Origin of the sequence: Natronomonas sp., assembly GCF_047616845.1 — an archaeon.
In the GTDB taxonomy this organism is placed as follows: Archaea; Halobacteriota; Halobacteria; order Halobacteriales; family Haloarculaceae; genus Natronomonas.
The window spans coordinates 16,237-31,397 of sequence record NZ_JBLGBY010000001.1 but is presented as its reverse complement, the minus strand read 5'-3'; the positions used below and the strand labels follow the sequence as shown (position 1 = coordinate 31,397).

Sequence of the window (15,161 nt, the reverse complement as noted above, 5' to 3'; positions counted from 1 at the left end):
ACATTTATATGTTAGGACGACTAACTCTGAGTTAGCATGAGTGAATACAGCCAAACGATTCGCGGCGACGTTGACGGCGTTGTCCGTCGCTACGAATACGAAGCCGAGGACATCCTCGTCGCCGATTTCGGTCACGTCGAGGGCTCCGTAGACGTCGTCGACGGCACGGCCATCGTCATCGCCGACGGTGAGCAGTACGAGTTCGACGTCCCTGTGGGTGCGTCCCGTGCTATTATGAACAACGGAATCGTCACTGTCGAGGTGGAGCGATAACCGATGAAACTGACGGTCAAACCCCTCAAACAGAAGGACGCCGGTCGCGGACTCGCGGCCATCGATCGGGCAGCAATGCAGGAACTCGACTTAGAGAACGGCGATTACATCGTCATCCAGAGTGACGGCTCCCGCGCCGTCGCCCGCGTCTGGCCGGGCTACCCCGAAGACGAGGGCCAGGGCGTCATCCGTATCGACGGCCGCCTCCGTCAGGAAGCCGACGTCGGAATCGATGACAACGTCGAGGTCGAGCCGGCCGATGTCAGCCCCGCGAAACAGGTCACGGTCGCACTCCCGCAGAACCTCCGTATCCGCGGGAACATCGGCCCCCACATCCGGGACAAGCTCAGCGGCCAGGCCGTCACCGAGGGCCAGAACGTCCCGTTCTCGCTCGGTCTCGGCCCGCTCTCCTCGAAGAGCGGCCAGCGCATTCCGCTGAAGATCGCCGAAACCGACCCGAGCGGCACGGTCGTCGTCACGGATTCGACCGAGATTCAGGTGAGCGAAAAGCCCGCCGAGCAGATCGCACAGAAGGGCGGCGGCTCCGCTGGCGGCGAGTCCGCCACGCCGTCGGTCACCTACGAGGACATCGGTGGCCTCGACCGCGAGCTCGAACAGGTTCGGGAGATGATCGAGCTGCCGATGCGACACCCCGAACTGTTCCAGCAGCTCGGTATCGAACCGCCGAAGGGCGTCCTGCTGCACGGCCCGCCTGGCACCGGAAAGACCCTGATGGCGAAAGCCGTCGCAAACGAAATCGACGCTCACTTCACGAACATCTCCGGCCCCGAGATCATGTCGAAATACTACGGGGAGAGCGAAGAGCAGCTCCGAGAGGTGTTCGAGGAGGCCTCCGAGAACGCGCCGGCCATCGTCTTCATCGACGAGATCGACTCCATCGCGCCCAAGCGCGGTGAGACGAGTGGTGACGTCGAGCGCCGCGTCGTCGCCCAGCTTCTGAGCCTGATGGACGGGCTCGACGAGCGTGGCGACGTCATCGTCATCGGCGCGACGAACCGCGTCGACGCACTCGACCCCGCGCTTCGCCGTGGCGGCCGATTCGACCGCGAAATCGAGATCGGCGTCCCGGACAAGGAGGGCCGCAAGGAAATCCTCCAGGTGCACACCCGTGGCATGCCGCTCGTCGAGGGCATCGACCTCGATCAGTATTCGGAGAGCACGCATGGCTTCGTCGGCGCCGACCTCGAGAGTCTGACGAAGGAGGCTGCGATGAACGCGCTCCGACGCATCCGTCCCGAGCTCGACCTCGAAGCCGACGAGATCGACGCCGAGATACTGGAGTCGATGCAGGTCACCGAGCGCGACTTCAAGGACGCACTGAAAGGCATCTCGCCGAGTGCGATGCGCGAGGTGTTCGTCGAGGTTCCGGACATCACCTGGGATCGGGTGGGTGGCCTCGAAGACACCAAAGAGCGCCTCCATGAGACCATCCAGTGGCCCCTCGAGTACCCCGATGTCTTCGAGGCCATGGACATGCAGGCCGCGAAGGGCGTCCTGCTGTACGGCCCGCCGGGCACCGGGAAGACCCTGATGGCGAAGGCCGTCGCCAACGAGGCGCAGTCGAACTTCATCTCCATCAAAGGCCCCGAACTGCTGAACAAGTACGTCGGGGAGTCCGAGAAGGGCGTCCGTGAGGTCTTCGAGAAAGCTCGGGCGAACGCGCCGACCGTCGTGTTCTTCGACGAGATCGACTCCATCGCCGGTGAGCGTGGTGGACGCATGGGCGACTCCGGCGTCGGTGAGCGCGTCGTCTCACAGCTCTTAACGGAGCTCGACGGCCTCGAAGAGCTGGAGGACGTCGTCGTCATCGCGACGACGAACCGGCCCGACCTCATCGATTCGGCGCTACTGCGTCCGGGTCGACTCGACCGCCACGTCCACGTCCCGGTTCCGGACGAGGACGCCCGGAAGGCCATCTTCCAGGTGCACACCCGGAAGAAGCCGCTGGCCGACGACGTCGACCTCGACGAGTTGGCGGCGGAGACCGACGGCTACGTCGGCGCCGACATCGAGGCGGTCTGCCGAGAGGCCTCCATGGCCGCGACGCGGGAGTTCATCAACAGCGTCTCGCCCGAGGAGGCAGCCCAGAGCGTCGAGAACGTCCGCGTGACCCGCGAGCACTTCGAGCAGGCGCTCGATGAGGTGCACGCAAGCGTCGACGAGGAGACGCGCGAACGCTACGAGGAAGTCGAAGAGGAGTTTGGCCCCGGTCAGGAGCCGGACGAGCCCGAAGTCAGCCGGACGTTCCAATAGGGCCCGCCTCTTCCGCCGAACCAATTTTATACACCCTAAACCATTGAGTACCATCAGACGGTTATTAGAGGCATCAAGCATATACGTCGGGGCAGCGTATTTCACGTGATGACCGCCACAAACGGAACCCCAGACGGCCCGGATGGCAAGAAGGCGGTGCTGTTCTGTTCGGTCTGTGGGTACGACGACGCGGTCGATGGTGTGTGGGCAGTCGACGACCACGACGAACGGACGGATATCCAGTGTCCGGACTGTGGCCACCTGGTCGTGAGCCAGCCACGGTTCGACGCCTCGGCGGGCCGCGACCGGACGATGGTCGGCCCGCTACTGCAGTTTGTGGATACCGTCGTCAGTCACAACGTTCTCTAGGAGGTGCGCTGGCGTCGCATCGTAGGCCGGATTCTCGATGTCGAACCCCTCCGCTGGCTCCCGCATTACCTCGCTCGGCGACCGGAACTCGTTCTGGAAGGCGAAGCCCTCTTCGATGAGCTTCGCACTTGACCCGAGCACGGAGACGGGCACGGCTAACTCCGCGGCCGTCGCCGCGATCGGGAACGTGCCGACGCGGTTGTAGAGGATGTCGTCGACGATGCAGTCCATCCCGATGACGATGCGGTCGCACTCGTCGAGATAGTGGCCAGCAGCGCTATCGACGATGAGTGTGGTGTTCACGCGGTCGATGGCGGCCAGCGTGCGGGCCGTCTTCCGGCCCAGGAACCGAGGGCGGGCCTCAGTGACGTACACGTCGATGTGGTGGCCTTCGCGGGCGGCGAGTTCAATGGCTTCGACGACGGTCGAGGAGTAATCGTGTGTAAGCACCGTCGCGCCGTCCGGCAGGAGTTCGACGGCGTTCTGTGCGGCCTCGTGTTTGGCCGTCTCGACGTCCTCGACAACGTCCTCGATGGCCGACTCGGTCAGGGCTTTCGCTTCCTCGACCGTTTCAGGGTCGGCATCCTCGACCCGGTCGACGATTTCGCGCTGGGTGTTGTGCAGCGACGCGTGAGATGGCTGGGCGCGCCGAAGCGCGCTGCTGTTGCGGTCGAGCGCGCGGACGTACTCCTCGACGGTGGCGTACTCACGGTCGAGCAGCTCCCGAAGTGATTCTGCCGCCTTGATCGCGACGGTCGATGACGAGTGGGTCTGCATCTCACGAATCTCCTCAACGGTCTCGTCTATCATGCAGTGAGCGTCGTCCGGCCCGTTCATATGCCTTCGGGGCGGGCTGTCCGACGCCCCTATGGCGGTTCAGGCCGTACGGTGGGTATGGTCACTGTCTCGTACTACTGCCCGCGGTGTGACGCGATCGCCGAACTGGAGCGGGACGCCTACCTCGACGACAAATGCGTCACCGCCGAACCGTTGGAGGGGTGGGAGTACGCCAACGCCTACGAGGATAGCGAGGCGCGGAGCGCCTCGGGTAACGAGAGCGGGGAGGGAGAGCGAGGCGCGACCGACGGTCGCGCCTCGGACAGACGAACGGGGAGCGTAGCGACCCGTGAGTCCAGCGACCCGCGAGCGTTCGAGGACGCGGACGGCATCACCATCGTCTGTGGCGCCGCCGAAACCGACGGCGAAGGCTGTGGTGAACCGTATTATCTGAGTTTCGTGAAGTTCGACGAGGGCGAGGAGGTCGAGCCGGACGTGCCGTCTGACGAGGTCAGCTTCGATTTCCTGCGGTAGCGGCCGAGCCTTCTTATCCGTCGGCGGTCATAGGGAACTGATGGTACGACAGCGGCTGGCGGCGTATCGCGCGCACGTTCGGCAGAAGCTAAAAGCGGCGTTCAATGATGACGTACCGCCGAAGGACACCGCATCGAGTTTCTCGTTCGGCCTCTTTCTCGCCGCGCTGCCGAACTTCGGGATCGCGCTCGTGGTCTTTGCCGCCCTGGCGTATTTCGCCGACCGGGTGAGCAAACTCGCACTGGTCGCTGCGGTCGTCGTCATGAACCCCCCGGCGAAGTGGGCCGTCTACGTGGCGAGTTTCTGGCTCGGGTCGAAACTGTTCGGCCCAGTCGAGGGGGCGTCCGTCTCGACCCTCTCGCTGTCGCTCGGCCAGGACGTGCTCTTCCGACTGTTCGTCGGCAACGTCATCATCGCAATCGTGCTCGGTCTCATCGGATACGTCGCCGCGTTGCGATTCATCCGGGAACTTCGGGAGCGCGATATCGACGTGGTCGAGAAACTCCCGGTCGTGCCCGACGACGCTCAGTAACTCTTCGGGAGGCCGAGTTCGTGTTCGCCGATGTAGTTCAGCACCATCTCGTTGGAGACGGGGACGGTCTGGGTGAGCCGGAGGTTCTGCCAGATGTCGTACACCTCGTATTCGTGGGTGAAGCCGTTGCCGCCGTGCGTCTGTATCGCGTGGTCGGCCGCCTCGGTTCCCGCCCGTGAGGTGAGCAGCTTTGCGACGTTGGCCTCCAGTCCACAGTCCTCGTCGTCGTCCCACTTCGTCGCGCCCTTATACAGGATTTCTCGGGACGCCATGAGCTTCGCGTACGACTCCGCAAGCGGGTGTTGGATGCCCTGGTGGCCACCGATGGGCTGGCCGAAGACGTTGCGGTCGTTCGCGTACTCCACCGCAAGGTCGATAGCCCGGAGGCCACCGCCGAGCGAGGAGGCAGCGCCTGCGAGCCGTTCCGTGTTGAGCGTGTCCCAAAGCAGGTAGAGCCCGCCATCTTCCGTGCCGAGGATGTCCTCTTCCGTCACTTCGAGGTCGTCGAACGTGACCTGATACTGGCGTTCGAACCACGGGACAGCGGTGTCGACCTCCGAGAGGCCAATTCCAGCACGCTCCGCCGGGTCGTCGACGAGGAACAGCGTCACACCGTGGGTCGGGTTCGATTCGTCGAACTCCGAGGTGCGGGCGACGAGCAACATCGTATCGGCGTTCTCGACGCCGCTGATGAACGTCTTCTGTCCGTTAACGAGGAACTCCTCGCCGTCCCGCCGGGCGGTCGTATCGATGTTGAGCGTGTTCGTTCCCGCGGTGGGTTCGGTCAGCCCCATGCAGAATTTCATCTCACCGCTTGCGATTTTCGGGAGATACTCCGCTTTCTGTGCTTCGTCGCCGTGGCGCTGGATGCCGATGCCGCCGAAGACGGGCGTCAGAACGAAGATGATGCCCCCCTGGCCGCCGCCGCGCGAGAGCTCTTCGATGATGATGCTCATCTCCAGCATGCCGAGCCCCTCCCCACCGTACTCTTCGGGAATCGTCACGCCGAGCCAGCCGTCGTCCGCCAGTGCCTGCCAGTACTCGTCGGGGAACTCCTTGTTCTCGATATGCTCACGCCAGTACTCCCGGTCGAAATCGTCCGAGATGTCGCGCACCGATTCCCTGATGAGGTCATGGAGTTCGGATTCACCGAGTGCCATGCGGTGTGCACTCGGCTCTCATGTTTATCAGTTTCGAGGCCTCAATCCGGAACACCCACAATGTTTTTTACTTGCGTTGGTATATCACGGCACAGGCGGACGCTAGAAACTCTAAACTAACTGTGAGTTTCCAAAGGAAATCATGGAGATAAACATCGACAACGACACCGACGAAGAGATCGCACAGGCCATCGCGACGGCAGTTTCGGAACACCTCGGACGGGGCGTCGAACTGGTCGGCACCAGCGGCACGCTCGCGGAGGCTGGGGAGAACTGGAGCGAGGAAGGCGCCGTCATCACCGAGCGCGAAGAGGCGATTCGCGAGGAGATCGAGGATGTCCTCTCCGGCGGGCCGGAGCGCGGCTTCGATAAAATCGAAGATCTCGGGAAGGTGTTCGTCCGCGACCGCCTCGATCTGATCTTCGACACCATCGAGTACGAGGACGGCACTTTCGCGCGCAACGGAGACGACGACGAACTCCCGGCGGACGGTCTCATCACCGGTATCGGAACCATCGACGGCCGGAAAGTCGCCTTCACCGCCAACGATTACACAGTCAAGGCCGGCTCACTCGGCCAGATGGGCGTCGAGAAGGTCATCCGCATCCAAGAGCGCGCCCTCGACCTCGGTATTCCCATGCTGCGGCTGGTCGATTCCACGGGCGCGCGGCTCAACGCCGAGGAGCGCGAACCTGGCGACACCCACATGGACAGATACCGCGGCGGCAAGATGTTCTACAATCAGTGCCGGATGTCCGGCGAAATCCCGCAGATCGGCGTGCTCTACGGTCCGGACGTGGCCGGCTCCGCGTACACGCCAGTGTTCTGTGATTACCTCATCATGGTCGAGGACATCGCCGGCATGGCCATCGCATCGCCACGCATCGTCGAGGCGATGACCGGCGAGAAAACCGACATGCAACAGCTCGGCGGCCCGCGCGTCCATGCCAACCACTCCGGCAGTACCGACCTCGTCGTTCCCGACGAGGAGACGGCCGCCGAGAAGGCAACGGACATCCTCGGGATGTTGCCCCAGAACTACGACAACGACCCGCCGGAGGCGACGCCAAAGCCGCCGAAGAAGAACCCCTACAGCCTCGACGACATCATTCCCGATGAGCCGAACAAGGCCTACGACGTCACCGAGGTCATCGACCGTGTCGTCGACCGGGATTCGTTCATCGAGATGAAACCCGACTTCGCGCCCGAACTCGTCACCGGCCTCGGGCGCATCGACGGGCAGGTGGTTGGCATCGTCGCCAATCAGCCGGAACACATCTCCGGGGCTATCTTCCCCGATTCAGCAGACAAGGGCGCCGGCTTCGTCTGGACGTGTGACGCCTACAACATCCCGCTCGTCTACCTCTGTGACACGCCCGGCTTCATGATCGGCTCACAGGTCGAGAAAGATGGCGTCCTCCGGAAGGGCCGGAAGTTCATTTACGCCACCTCGAACGCACAGGTGCCGAAGTTCTGCGTCATCACGCGGAAAGCCTACGGTGCCGGCATCTACGCGATGGCTGGCCCCTCGTTCGGCCCCGATGCCACGCTCGCGCTTCCCTCGGCGGAAATCTCGGTCATGGGCCCGGACGCGGCCGTCCACGCGCTGTTCGGCGGCCAAATCGAGGACATGGACGAGGAGGCCACGGACGCCTTCATCGAATCCGCCAAACAGGAGTTCGACAAGCACATCGACATCAAAAAGCAGGCCGGCAAGATGCAGGTCGACGAACTCATCCCGGCCGGCGACCTCCGGGAGCAACTGGAAGTGCGTCTCGACACCTACCGAACGAAAAGCCGCGACGACCGACCGCGACACCACGGTACCGTCTTCTTCTAATCAGCCGACCAGCGCCCGCAGCACGCGGGATTCCGCCTTCCGAAGGTGTTCGTCAACCGTCGAAGGGGCACATTCGAGATTGTCGGCGATCTTCTCGTGTGTCGCTCTGCGGGGAATCTCGTAGTATCCGAGTTCGACCGCCTTCTGGAACACTTCGAGCTGTCGGTCGGTCAACATAGAGAGCATGTCCTTCCGGTCGGGCGTGTAGTTGCCGACCTCGTCGACGGCGATTGAGACGGCGTCCGGCATCTCGTCCATGGCCTGCTGGAGCATGTCGTGGCTGCCGATAACCGTCATCTGCACTGCGCCACGGTTCGTGAACTCGATCGGGGTGTCGATCATCAGCGCGTACTTCTGGGTGAGGTTCATCACTGTCCCCGCCGGGTCGCCGGGATGAACGTGCAGATACAGATGGAACTCCTCGTCGTCGGCCTCGAGGAGGTCGAAGGCGACGACGTCCGGGTGCTCTTCGATGTCCTGAACGAGCACGTCGGGGTCGCCCGCGAGCTTGTAGAGCAACACGCCCGTCCCGTCACCGAAGGAGTCGAAATGCAGAATCGCGAGTCGGGAGATCGACGGCGTCTCCGCAAGAGCCCGGTCTACCGGGTGTAAGGCGCCGTCCTCGGGAGTGAGCGTGAGGTCGAAATAGCGCATTCTCGGGGGAGACAGTGTCGGCTGTCACGCTAATAAACCTATTATACGCGTTTAGGCCTTTCGGCTATGCCACAGTTCGTTCCGACCGAAAACCTGAAACGGATTGTGCGTTCGCCGGAGTCGGCGGCGGGGTCACGCTGCCATCATGGCTCGCAGGCGATGGGACACGAGGGCAGTCAAACACGGATTTCGACGGTTCGTGACTGTGGGCCGTCACACTCCACGACCAACACGGACTGCCAGGTTCCGAGGTCGAGTCTTCCATCCGTCACCGGCACCGTCTCGGAGGGGCCACACAACAGCGCACGGAGATGGGAGTCCGCGTTACCGTCGAGTTGGTCGTGTTGCCAGCCTTCGTCCGCGACGGCCGATTCGAGGAACGATTCGAAATCCGACAGCAATCTCGATTCGGCTTCGTTGACCGTCACCCCAACGGTCGTGTGCCGAACGAAGACGGTGGCCGTGCCGGTCGCATCCTCCGGCAGCGCCGCGGCGACGCGTTCCGTGATGTCGACGACCTGCGTTCGGCGGTCGGTTTCGACGGTGAACGTGGTGCCAGTGTCGGTCATTCGAGGAGTCTTTGGAACACGATTCTGTCCTGCTGGCTGTACACCTGGTAGGCAGCAGCGGCCATCAGAACCAGGAAGAAGGTTCCTGCGAGGAGGCTCATGCCGACGCCGGAGATGCCGGGCACGCCGATGAGGACGGCGATTATCGAGAGCACGCCGAGCACGCCGAGTCCGAAGTAGAACTCACCCCACGAGAGGCCGTACTGCGGGACGACTTCCATGTACACCTCCACCTCCTTGACGCGGTCTCGGAGCCGAACCGCCTTGCTGTCGGCGTCGTATTCGACGATGCCGAGGTCGTCGAGTTTCGGCAGATGCGTCTGGTGGAGGGAGACGTACACGGACTGGCGTTTATCGCGCGGTGGCGGGCTTTCGCCCGTCTCGCGGGCCGCAACCACCTCGGCGAGGTCTCTGACCGCACCCGTGCCGTCCCGCTCCCGAAGCACCTCGATGGCCAGTCGACGGCGGTCGTTCCCCAGCACGTCGTGGATATCGCCCTCATCGAGGGCGTCATTCGCTTCGGGGGAGTCCACCGGCTGTTGCACGGTGAAGGTTTGTGAGGCCGCCGACAAGAAGGTAACTGCGGGGCCGGGTTACAGCCAATCGTCCGGCTTGGTGTCGTAATCGACATCGGTCGCGGCGATGTCCTCGATTTCGCTGTCCGGGAGGTCTTCCTCCTCGAAAGAGTCACCATCGAAGCGGATGAGCCGGCCCTGCTCGGTCGGCTGCGGCTCCCGGTCGCGTCGGCGCGCGACCTCGATATCGTGTTCGTCGAGTTCCTTGACGATGGTTTTCAGCGCGACCGGCCGACCCCACAGCTCGAAAACACGTTCGAGCGTCTGTTGAGCCTGCTGCATGTCGAGTTGGACGCCGTTGTACTGGTGGGCCAAGAGCAGTTCGTTGCGGTTCCGGAAGTTGCCGTCCTGAACGGCGATGGTCGGCTTCCCGAAGTTCGTGAACTGCAGCATCATCTTCTTCTTCACGTCCTCGGCCTCCGTCGAGGTGACCCGGAAGTCACGCGTCGTGTGCGTGTACTCGTAGGTGAAGTAGTCGTTTTCGTCGACGAACTCGTCAGTGAGGAACTCGTCGATGAACGTCACGTCGTTGTGGCTCTCCCGAATCTCGCGCATCCGATCCCAGCCAGCCGTGGAATCGACCTCGGCGATTGCCTCCTCGATGGAGCCGTACCGCTGAGTGTCGAACAGATACCGCGAGGTGCGCTCCAGTTCCGCCTGCGTGACGCGCTTGAGGAAGCCGCGGTGCTCCGGCCGGACGAGCGAGTAGTGGCGTTCGGCCAGCCCCTCGTAGGTGAGCACCTTCCACGGATACGCCTCGATATCGACCTCGCCGGCCTTGGCCCGTTCGAGCATCTCAGCGTCGACGCGTGGGTCGTCGGGGTCGAGGTCTGACAGCGTTTCCGGGCGAATCCGGTCGATTGCGGCGTCCGGTTCGAGCAACTCCAGGACGGCATCGAGGTCGACCGTATCCGAGAAGTTCCGCCAGGTCACGTCCTCGACGCGGAGCAGATGCTCGATGACCTCCCGGCGGTTCCGGCGGTTCTCCACGTACTGCCACAGCTCGAACCCGAGCTTGTAGGGGTTCAGCCCCGGCGAGCCGAGCACCTGCGCCATGTGGTCGGCGTAGGAGACGAACTCGTCGGCGCCGGCGAAGTGCTCGTCGGACATCATTTTCGACTCCCAGAACACCGCCCAACCCTCGTTGAGCACCTTCGTCATCTTCTGTGGCGCGAAGTAGTACGCCTCCTTCCGGAGCAGTTCGAGCACTTCGCGCTGCCACTCCTCGTAGTCGGCGGCTTTCCCGGATTCCTCATCGTAGGCTTTCCCGTGGGCGCGCAGGAACGCGAGGATGTCCTTTTCAGGCTCCGGCGGGAACGTCGGGCCGTCCTCGTCGTCAGCCATCGCGTCGAGCCAGTCCTCGTTGAACACCTGTTCGCGAACCTCCTCGGAGAACTCCAGTTCCTCGAGTTTGTCGGCGAGGGCTTCGGGCGTCGGCGACTCATCGGCCCACTCTTCGGCCGTCGAGAACGGCCGGTGTTGGTCGATGTTGTCCTCCAGACACAGCACGTGGTCGATCCACTCTTCGACATCCTCCCGAGAGACGTCGGGGTCGTCCATGTACTCCTCGACGGTCTCGCCGTGGCGTTCCAGCATGGCCGCCGCGTCCGGCGACGTGCCGAACATCCGGAACCACTCGTTGTTCTTGAAGAAGTCGGCGTGGGCCTCGACGTGTGTGATGACCGCCTTCTGGTCGGCCATCTCGTTGGATTCCTGGAGGAACGCGTTCGAGGGGTCGTCGTTGTTGACGATTTCGAAGGCCTTGCCGCCGAGGAACTGCCGCTGTTTCTGCTGGCGGTCGTAGCCCATGCCCCAGCGCCAGTGGGGGTAGCGCTTCTGGAAGCCACCGTAGGCGATGAGCTCGTTCATCTCGTCGTAGTCGACGACCCAGTAGTTCACGTCGAAGGGATCGAGGCCGAGCTTGCGGGCGAGGCGGTTTGCCTCCCGTGCTGGCTCCTCCAGGTCGTCTGCAATGCGCTGTTTCTCGAGTCGGTCGTCGGTGCTCATGCTATGATTCCTCCTCGGTGCTGAGGATGGTGTCGATGGCGGCGACGACGTCGTCCGCGCTTTTGACGTACGCGACGGCGACGTTGCCTCGTTCGTCGAAGTGGTCTTCGACCTCCGGTGCGTGGGTCGCGTTGATGGCGTTGCCGGACGGCTGGGTCTCCACGTAGGCGTGGAGGTTCGCCGCGATCTCCTCCATCAACGGGATGACGTTCTTCTCGGTGTCGTTCGAGGAGTTCTCGGAGTCGCCAGCGGCGAAGACGTAGCGATTCCACTCGTTCCAGGGATACCGCTCTTCCAGGATTTCGGCAGCCAGTTCGTAGGCGCTGGAAATGCGGGTGCCACCGCCCGAGCGGATGCCGAAGAACTCCTCGCGGTCGACCTCCCAGGCGTCGGCGTCGTGGGCGATGTAGACGAACTCGGCGTTGTCGTACTTGCCCGTCAGATACCAGTCCAGCGGCGTGAACGTCCGCTCGACGAGCTCGCGTTTGGACTGCCGCATCGACCCCGAAACGTCGCGGATGTTGACGACGACGACGTTCTTCTCCCGTTCCTCGATGATCTCGGGATAGCGGTACCGCTCGTCCTCGCGGCGGAACGGAATCTGGTCGACGCCCTCCCGGCGGATGCGGGTGGCGGTCGACTCCTTGTCGACGTTCGATTCCATCTCCTCGATGGACGCCCAGCGGTCGGTTTCGTCGCCCGAAAGCTCCTCGTAGGCGTCCTCGATCCAGGCCCGCGAAACCGGGATGTGGTTCGCTCGCGCCCACTCGAACACGCGGGCGGGGCCCCAGCCGTCGACGCGGAGCGCCTCCCTGACGTACTCGCCGTCGAAGTCCATCGCCAGTTTCCGCTTGAGGCCCTCCTTGAACAGCCGCTCGAAGTCGAGCGTCGAGGCCGGGCCGCTGCGCGTGATGTCCGTGAAGTCACCCTCCTTCTCTTCGATGACCTTCTTCCCCTTGGGGTCGAGGTCGAGGCCGAGTTCCTCGTCAAGCTCTTGGGCGAACTCCTCGGGATCCATCTCGTAGTACTCGTGTTCACCGCCCTCCTCACCGGGTTCGTCGCCGTCGCCATCGTCGTCGCTGTCGCCGGACTGGGGTTCAGGTTCGCCGACGGGGGCGCCCACGTCGGGCGTATCGCCCTGTCCCTGGCCGACGCCGCCCTGGTCGCGGGGGTCGTAGGCGAACTCCGGCAGGTCGACGATTTTGATTGGGATGCGAACCTCGTCGGGCCGCGACTGGCCGAGGTCGCCGTACTGGATGAAATCCGAGAGGTCTTCGCGTTTCTCCTCGCCGACTTCACGGTATCTGTCGAGGTCATCTCTCAGTCCCATCGGTAACTCACCTGGCCCATGACGTGGCGACTCGTCAGCTCGGCGGAGGCCTCGGAGTAGCCGAACATCTCCTGCAGATTCTGGATTGTCTCCGCCTTGACGGCTTCCGTCTCGGTGCCCGACGGCGGGTCGTCCCACTGGCTCGGGTCGACGTCCTCGTAGGTGCGGCGGACGTCGTCCCAGTCGTGGCTGCCGAGGACGGTCTTGATGACCGGAATCTCTCGGGGGTCGACGTCGGAGACGCGGAAGTCATCGTCGCGGTTCCGCCAGGCGTGGCGATTCAGCGCGGTGATGACTTTTTCCTCGCGGAACTCGCGGACGCCTTCCTCGGGCGCTGCGCCGTCGTAGTCGTCCTCGTCGAATCGCCCGAGGTGCTCGATTTCGAACACCTTCATCTTCAGCGGGTCGGGCGATTCGAGTTCACCGCGGTCGTTGGCGATCTGCTCGCCTTCGACCCACGCGTACACGTGTTCGATGTACTCCTCGACGGTTTCCTCGTCGACCCGCTTTTCGCGCATGATGGCGTCGACGACGTCGTTTTCCTGTTGGCTGAAGACGTGGTTCTTGACGGGGACGAGGCGGTTCTCGAACTCCGTGCGTTCGTTGGCCGAGAAGACGGGGGCGTCGTCGAGCCCATCCGCCATCGCGTTGAGCACGTCGCGCGGCATGATGACGTCCTCAATGTTCAATTCGGGGTGGTGGCGGTCGGTTTCCTCGTGCAGGAGGTCGGCGATGGTGTCACGGGTGTACGTGACCGGGATGCCGCCTTCGCCGTCGTCGGCGTCGCCGAAGTCGAACTCGTCTTTGTAGCGGCGGTCGTCGCCGTCCTGCAGGTAGCCGCGGTCGTAAATGAGCGCCTTGTCCACCAGGTCGAGTCCCGGCGGGAGCGATTCGGTGTCCAGTCGCGTTCCGACGGCGTACAGCGCCGCCGCCTCGATAGCGTGCGGCGCGAGTTCGCGATCGTGGACGACGCCGTCGCTGCCCCGAACCGATATCGTCACGGACTCGCGGATGTTCTCCTCCAGTTGCTCGTAGCTGTCGGCCTCCCAGATTTCCGTCTCGTTCGTCAGCTCACGCCGGACGAGTTCGGCCTCGAGCGAGAGGTTCGTGAGGTAGGTGAACTCGTGTTTGTCGAGACGGCGTTTCAGCGCCTTGAGTGGGTCTGAACCCTCCATCTCGGCGTGTTTGTTCAGCTGTGCCTCGAGGTCAGGATTGGAGATGATGATCATCTGCGTGTCGATGTCCATCGCGATTCCCTTGTCGAGTTTCACCGTTCCCTCGTCGGGGACGTTGAGCAGTTTCTGCAACAGGTCGGCGTGTTGGGCGGCGTCCTCGACGATGGTGAGCAGGCCGTTGCCCTGCGAGAGGACGCCGTCGTAACTGAACGCCTGTGGGTTCTTCCGGCCGCGGGAATCGAGCCGTTGGAGCATGCCGGCCATCCACGTGCCAACGAGGCGTTCCTTCGGCGATCCGTCGTCCTCGCTGTGCAGGACGCCGATGCCCTGCCCGATGTCGACGACGAAGTTCTTTACGCGGAAGTGGCTCTCGTCGACGACGGCCGAAAACAGGTCATCAGTGTCGTCTCGGCGGTACCGCTCCTCGAGGTGGTCGTAGGCCTCCCGACTGAAGGGGTCAAGACGCGCGTCGAGATGAATGGGAATGTGGTCGTCCAAAGCGTCGTTGAGGTCTGCAACGAGTGCCTCGCGAACCTCCTCGGGGAACACCGAAAGCGGATGAGCCTGCACGGGCGAGGGGTACCAATCATCCTCGTCCGGCGTCGGGGAATCGCCGTAGGTCATCCCCGCCGAGTCGTCGACGCCGGAGACGTTCCATTCGACGGTGTAGCGGCGGCCCTCGTCGGTCTTCGAGAACTCTCGAAGCCCGTTGATGAGACACCGCTTGAGTTCGGATTTGCCCGTGGCCGTCGGCCCGTCGAGCCACAGGATTTTCTCGTCTTTGCCGCGCCGGGCGGCGATGGAACGGAGGTCGTCGACGAAGGTGTTGAGCACCTCCGTGTTGCCGAGGATGGCGTGTTCGCCGTCGTTGTGCGGGTCGCCGAAGAAGCGATAGCGCTCCTTGCGTTCACCCTCCTCGACGACCGTTCGGGTGCCGGCGGCCTCGATAGCCGAGAGCAGGTATTTCGAGGCATGGGCGGCCGAGCCGGGGTTCTCGAAGACCGTGTCGACGTACTCCGCGATTGACATCGGCGGTTCGTATGTCTCCCGCAGCGCGTCGTCGGCGCGGTCGATATACTCCTGGCCGGTCAT

General features: G+C 63.4%; 14 protein-coding genes. 6 read left to right on the top strand and 8 right to left on the bottom strand.

Annotation, left to right across the window (positions count from 1 at the left end; genetic code table 11):
* Window positions 1-36: 36 nt before the first annotated feature.
* The 3 genes from ACI8UR_RS00185 to ACI8UR_RS00175 all read left to right on the top strand — a co-directional run bounded on the left by ACI8UR_RS00185 (window position 37) and on the right by ACI8UR_RS00175 (window position 2,916).
* Window positions 37-273, top strand: a complete 237-nt coding sequence (locus ACI8UR_RS00185; RefSeq protein WP_411715258.1) for a hypothetical protein — start codon at window positions 37-39, stop codon at window positions 271-273.
* A gap of 3 nt (window positions 274-276) precedes the next feature.
* Entirely contained in the window at window positions 277-2,547 is a 2,271-nt protein-coding gene (locus tag ACI8UR_RS00180) for a CDC48 family AAA ATPase (protein WP_411715257.1), read from the top strand.
* Between the two features lie 108 nt (window positions 2,548-2,655).
* Window positions 2,656-2,916 (top strand): hypothetical protein, encoded by a 261-nt coding sequence (locus ACI8UR_RS00175; protein ID WP_411715256.1) that lies wholly within the window; start codon window positions 2,656-2,658, stop codon window positions 2,914-2,916.
* Here ACI8UR_RS00175 and ACI8UR_RS00170 read toward each other — a convergent pair.
* The gene (locus ACI8UR_RS00170; protein ID WP_411715255.1) at window positions 2,872-3,726 is read right to left on the bottom strand and encodes a translation initiation factor eIF-2B; all 855 of its coding nucleotides are present in this window, start codon (window positions 3,724-3,726) and stop codon (window positions 2,872-2,874) included. The genes ACI8UR_RS00175 and ACI8UR_RS00170 overlap by 45 nt on opposite strands.
* Window positions 3,727-3,810: 84 nt before the next feature.
* Between ACI8UR_RS00170 and ACI8UR_RS00165 the strand changes: the two genes are divergently transcribed.
* Window positions 3,811-4,227, top strand: coding sequence for a hypothetical protein (locus ACI8UR_RS00165; protein WP_411715254.1), 417 nt, complete (start codon window positions 3,811-3,813; stop codon window positions 4,225-4,227).
* A 40-nt stretch (window positions 4,228-4,267) separates the two neighbouring features.
* Complete coding sequence (locus ACI8UR_RS00160) at window positions 4,268-4,759, top strand: DUF2062 domain-containing protein (protein ID WP_411715253.1); 492 nt, start codon at window positions 4,268-4,270, stop codon at window positions 4,757-4,759.
* On the opposite strand, the gene ACI8UR_RS00155 is transcribed toward ACI8UR_RS00160, so the two are convergent.
* Window positions 4,753-5,919 carry an acyl-CoA dehydrogenase family protein gene (locus ACI8UR_RS00155; RefSeq protein ID WP_411715252.1) on the bottom strand — a complete coding sequence of 389 codons (1,167 nt, stop codon included), beginning with the start codon at window positions 5,917-5,919 and terminating at the stop codon, window positions 4,753-4,755. The genes ACI8UR_RS00160 and ACI8UR_RS00155 overlap by 7 nt on opposite strands.
* A gap of 142 nt (window positions 5,920-6,061) precedes the next feature.
* Here ACI8UR_RS00155 and ACI8UR_RS00150 point away from each other — a divergent pair, with 142 nt between their 5' ends.
* Window positions 6,062-7,759 (top strand): acyl-CoA carboxylase subunit beta, encoded by a 1,698-nt coding sequence (locus ACI8UR_RS00150; protein ID WP_415087443.1) that lies wholly within the window; start codon window positions 6,062-6,064, stop codon window positions 7,757-7,759.
* Here ACI8UR_RS00150 and ACI8UR_RS00145 read toward each other — a convergent pair whose 3' ends face one another.
* From ACI8UR_RS00145 to ACI8UR_RS00120, 6 genes are all read right to left on the bottom strand, one after another.
* Complete coding sequence (locus ACI8UR_RS00145) at window positions 7,760-8,413, bottom strand: helix-turn-helix domain-containing protein (RefSeq protein WP_411715380.1); 654 nt, start codon at window positions 8,411-8,413, stop codon at window positions 7,760-7,762.
* 176 nt (window positions 8,414-8,589) lie between these two features.
* Window positions 8,590-8,982: a secondary thiamine-phosphate synthase enzyme YjbQ gene (locus ACI8UR_RS00140; RefSeq protein ID WP_411715381.1), complete on the bottom strand. Its 393-nt coding sequence runs from the start codon at window positions 8,980-8,982 to the stop codon at window positions 8,590-8,592.
* On the bottom strand, window positions 8,979-9,527 hold the full coding sequence (locus ACI8UR_RS00135) for a hypothetical protein (protein ID WP_411715382.1): 549 nt from the start codon (window positions 9,525-9,527) through the stop codon (window positions 8,979-8,981). Before ACI8UR_RS00135 ends, ACI8UR_RS00140 begins: the two co-directional genes overlap by 4 nt.
* A gap of 48 nt (window positions 9,528-9,575) precedes the next feature.
* On the bottom strand, window positions 9,576-11,564 hold the full coding sequence (locus ACI8UR_RS00130; protein WP_411715383.1) for a SpoVR family protein: 1,989 nt from the start codon (window positions 11,562-11,564) through the stop codon (window positions 9,576-9,578).
* Between the two features lies 1 nt (window position 11,565).
* A complete protein-coding gene (locus tag ACI8UR_RS00125; protein WP_411715384.1) occupies window positions 11,566-12,894 on the bottom strand; it encodes a YeaH/YhbH family protein in 1,329 nt (442 codons plus the stop codon).
* Window positions 12,885-15,161: a PrkA family serine protein kinase gene (locus ACI8UR_RS00120; RefSeq protein WP_411715385.1), complete on the bottom strand. Its 2,277-nt coding sequence runs from the start codon at window positions 15,159-15,161 to the stop codon at window positions 12,885-12,887. Before ACI8UR_RS00120 ends, ACI8UR_RS00125 begins: the two co-directional genes overlap by 10 nt.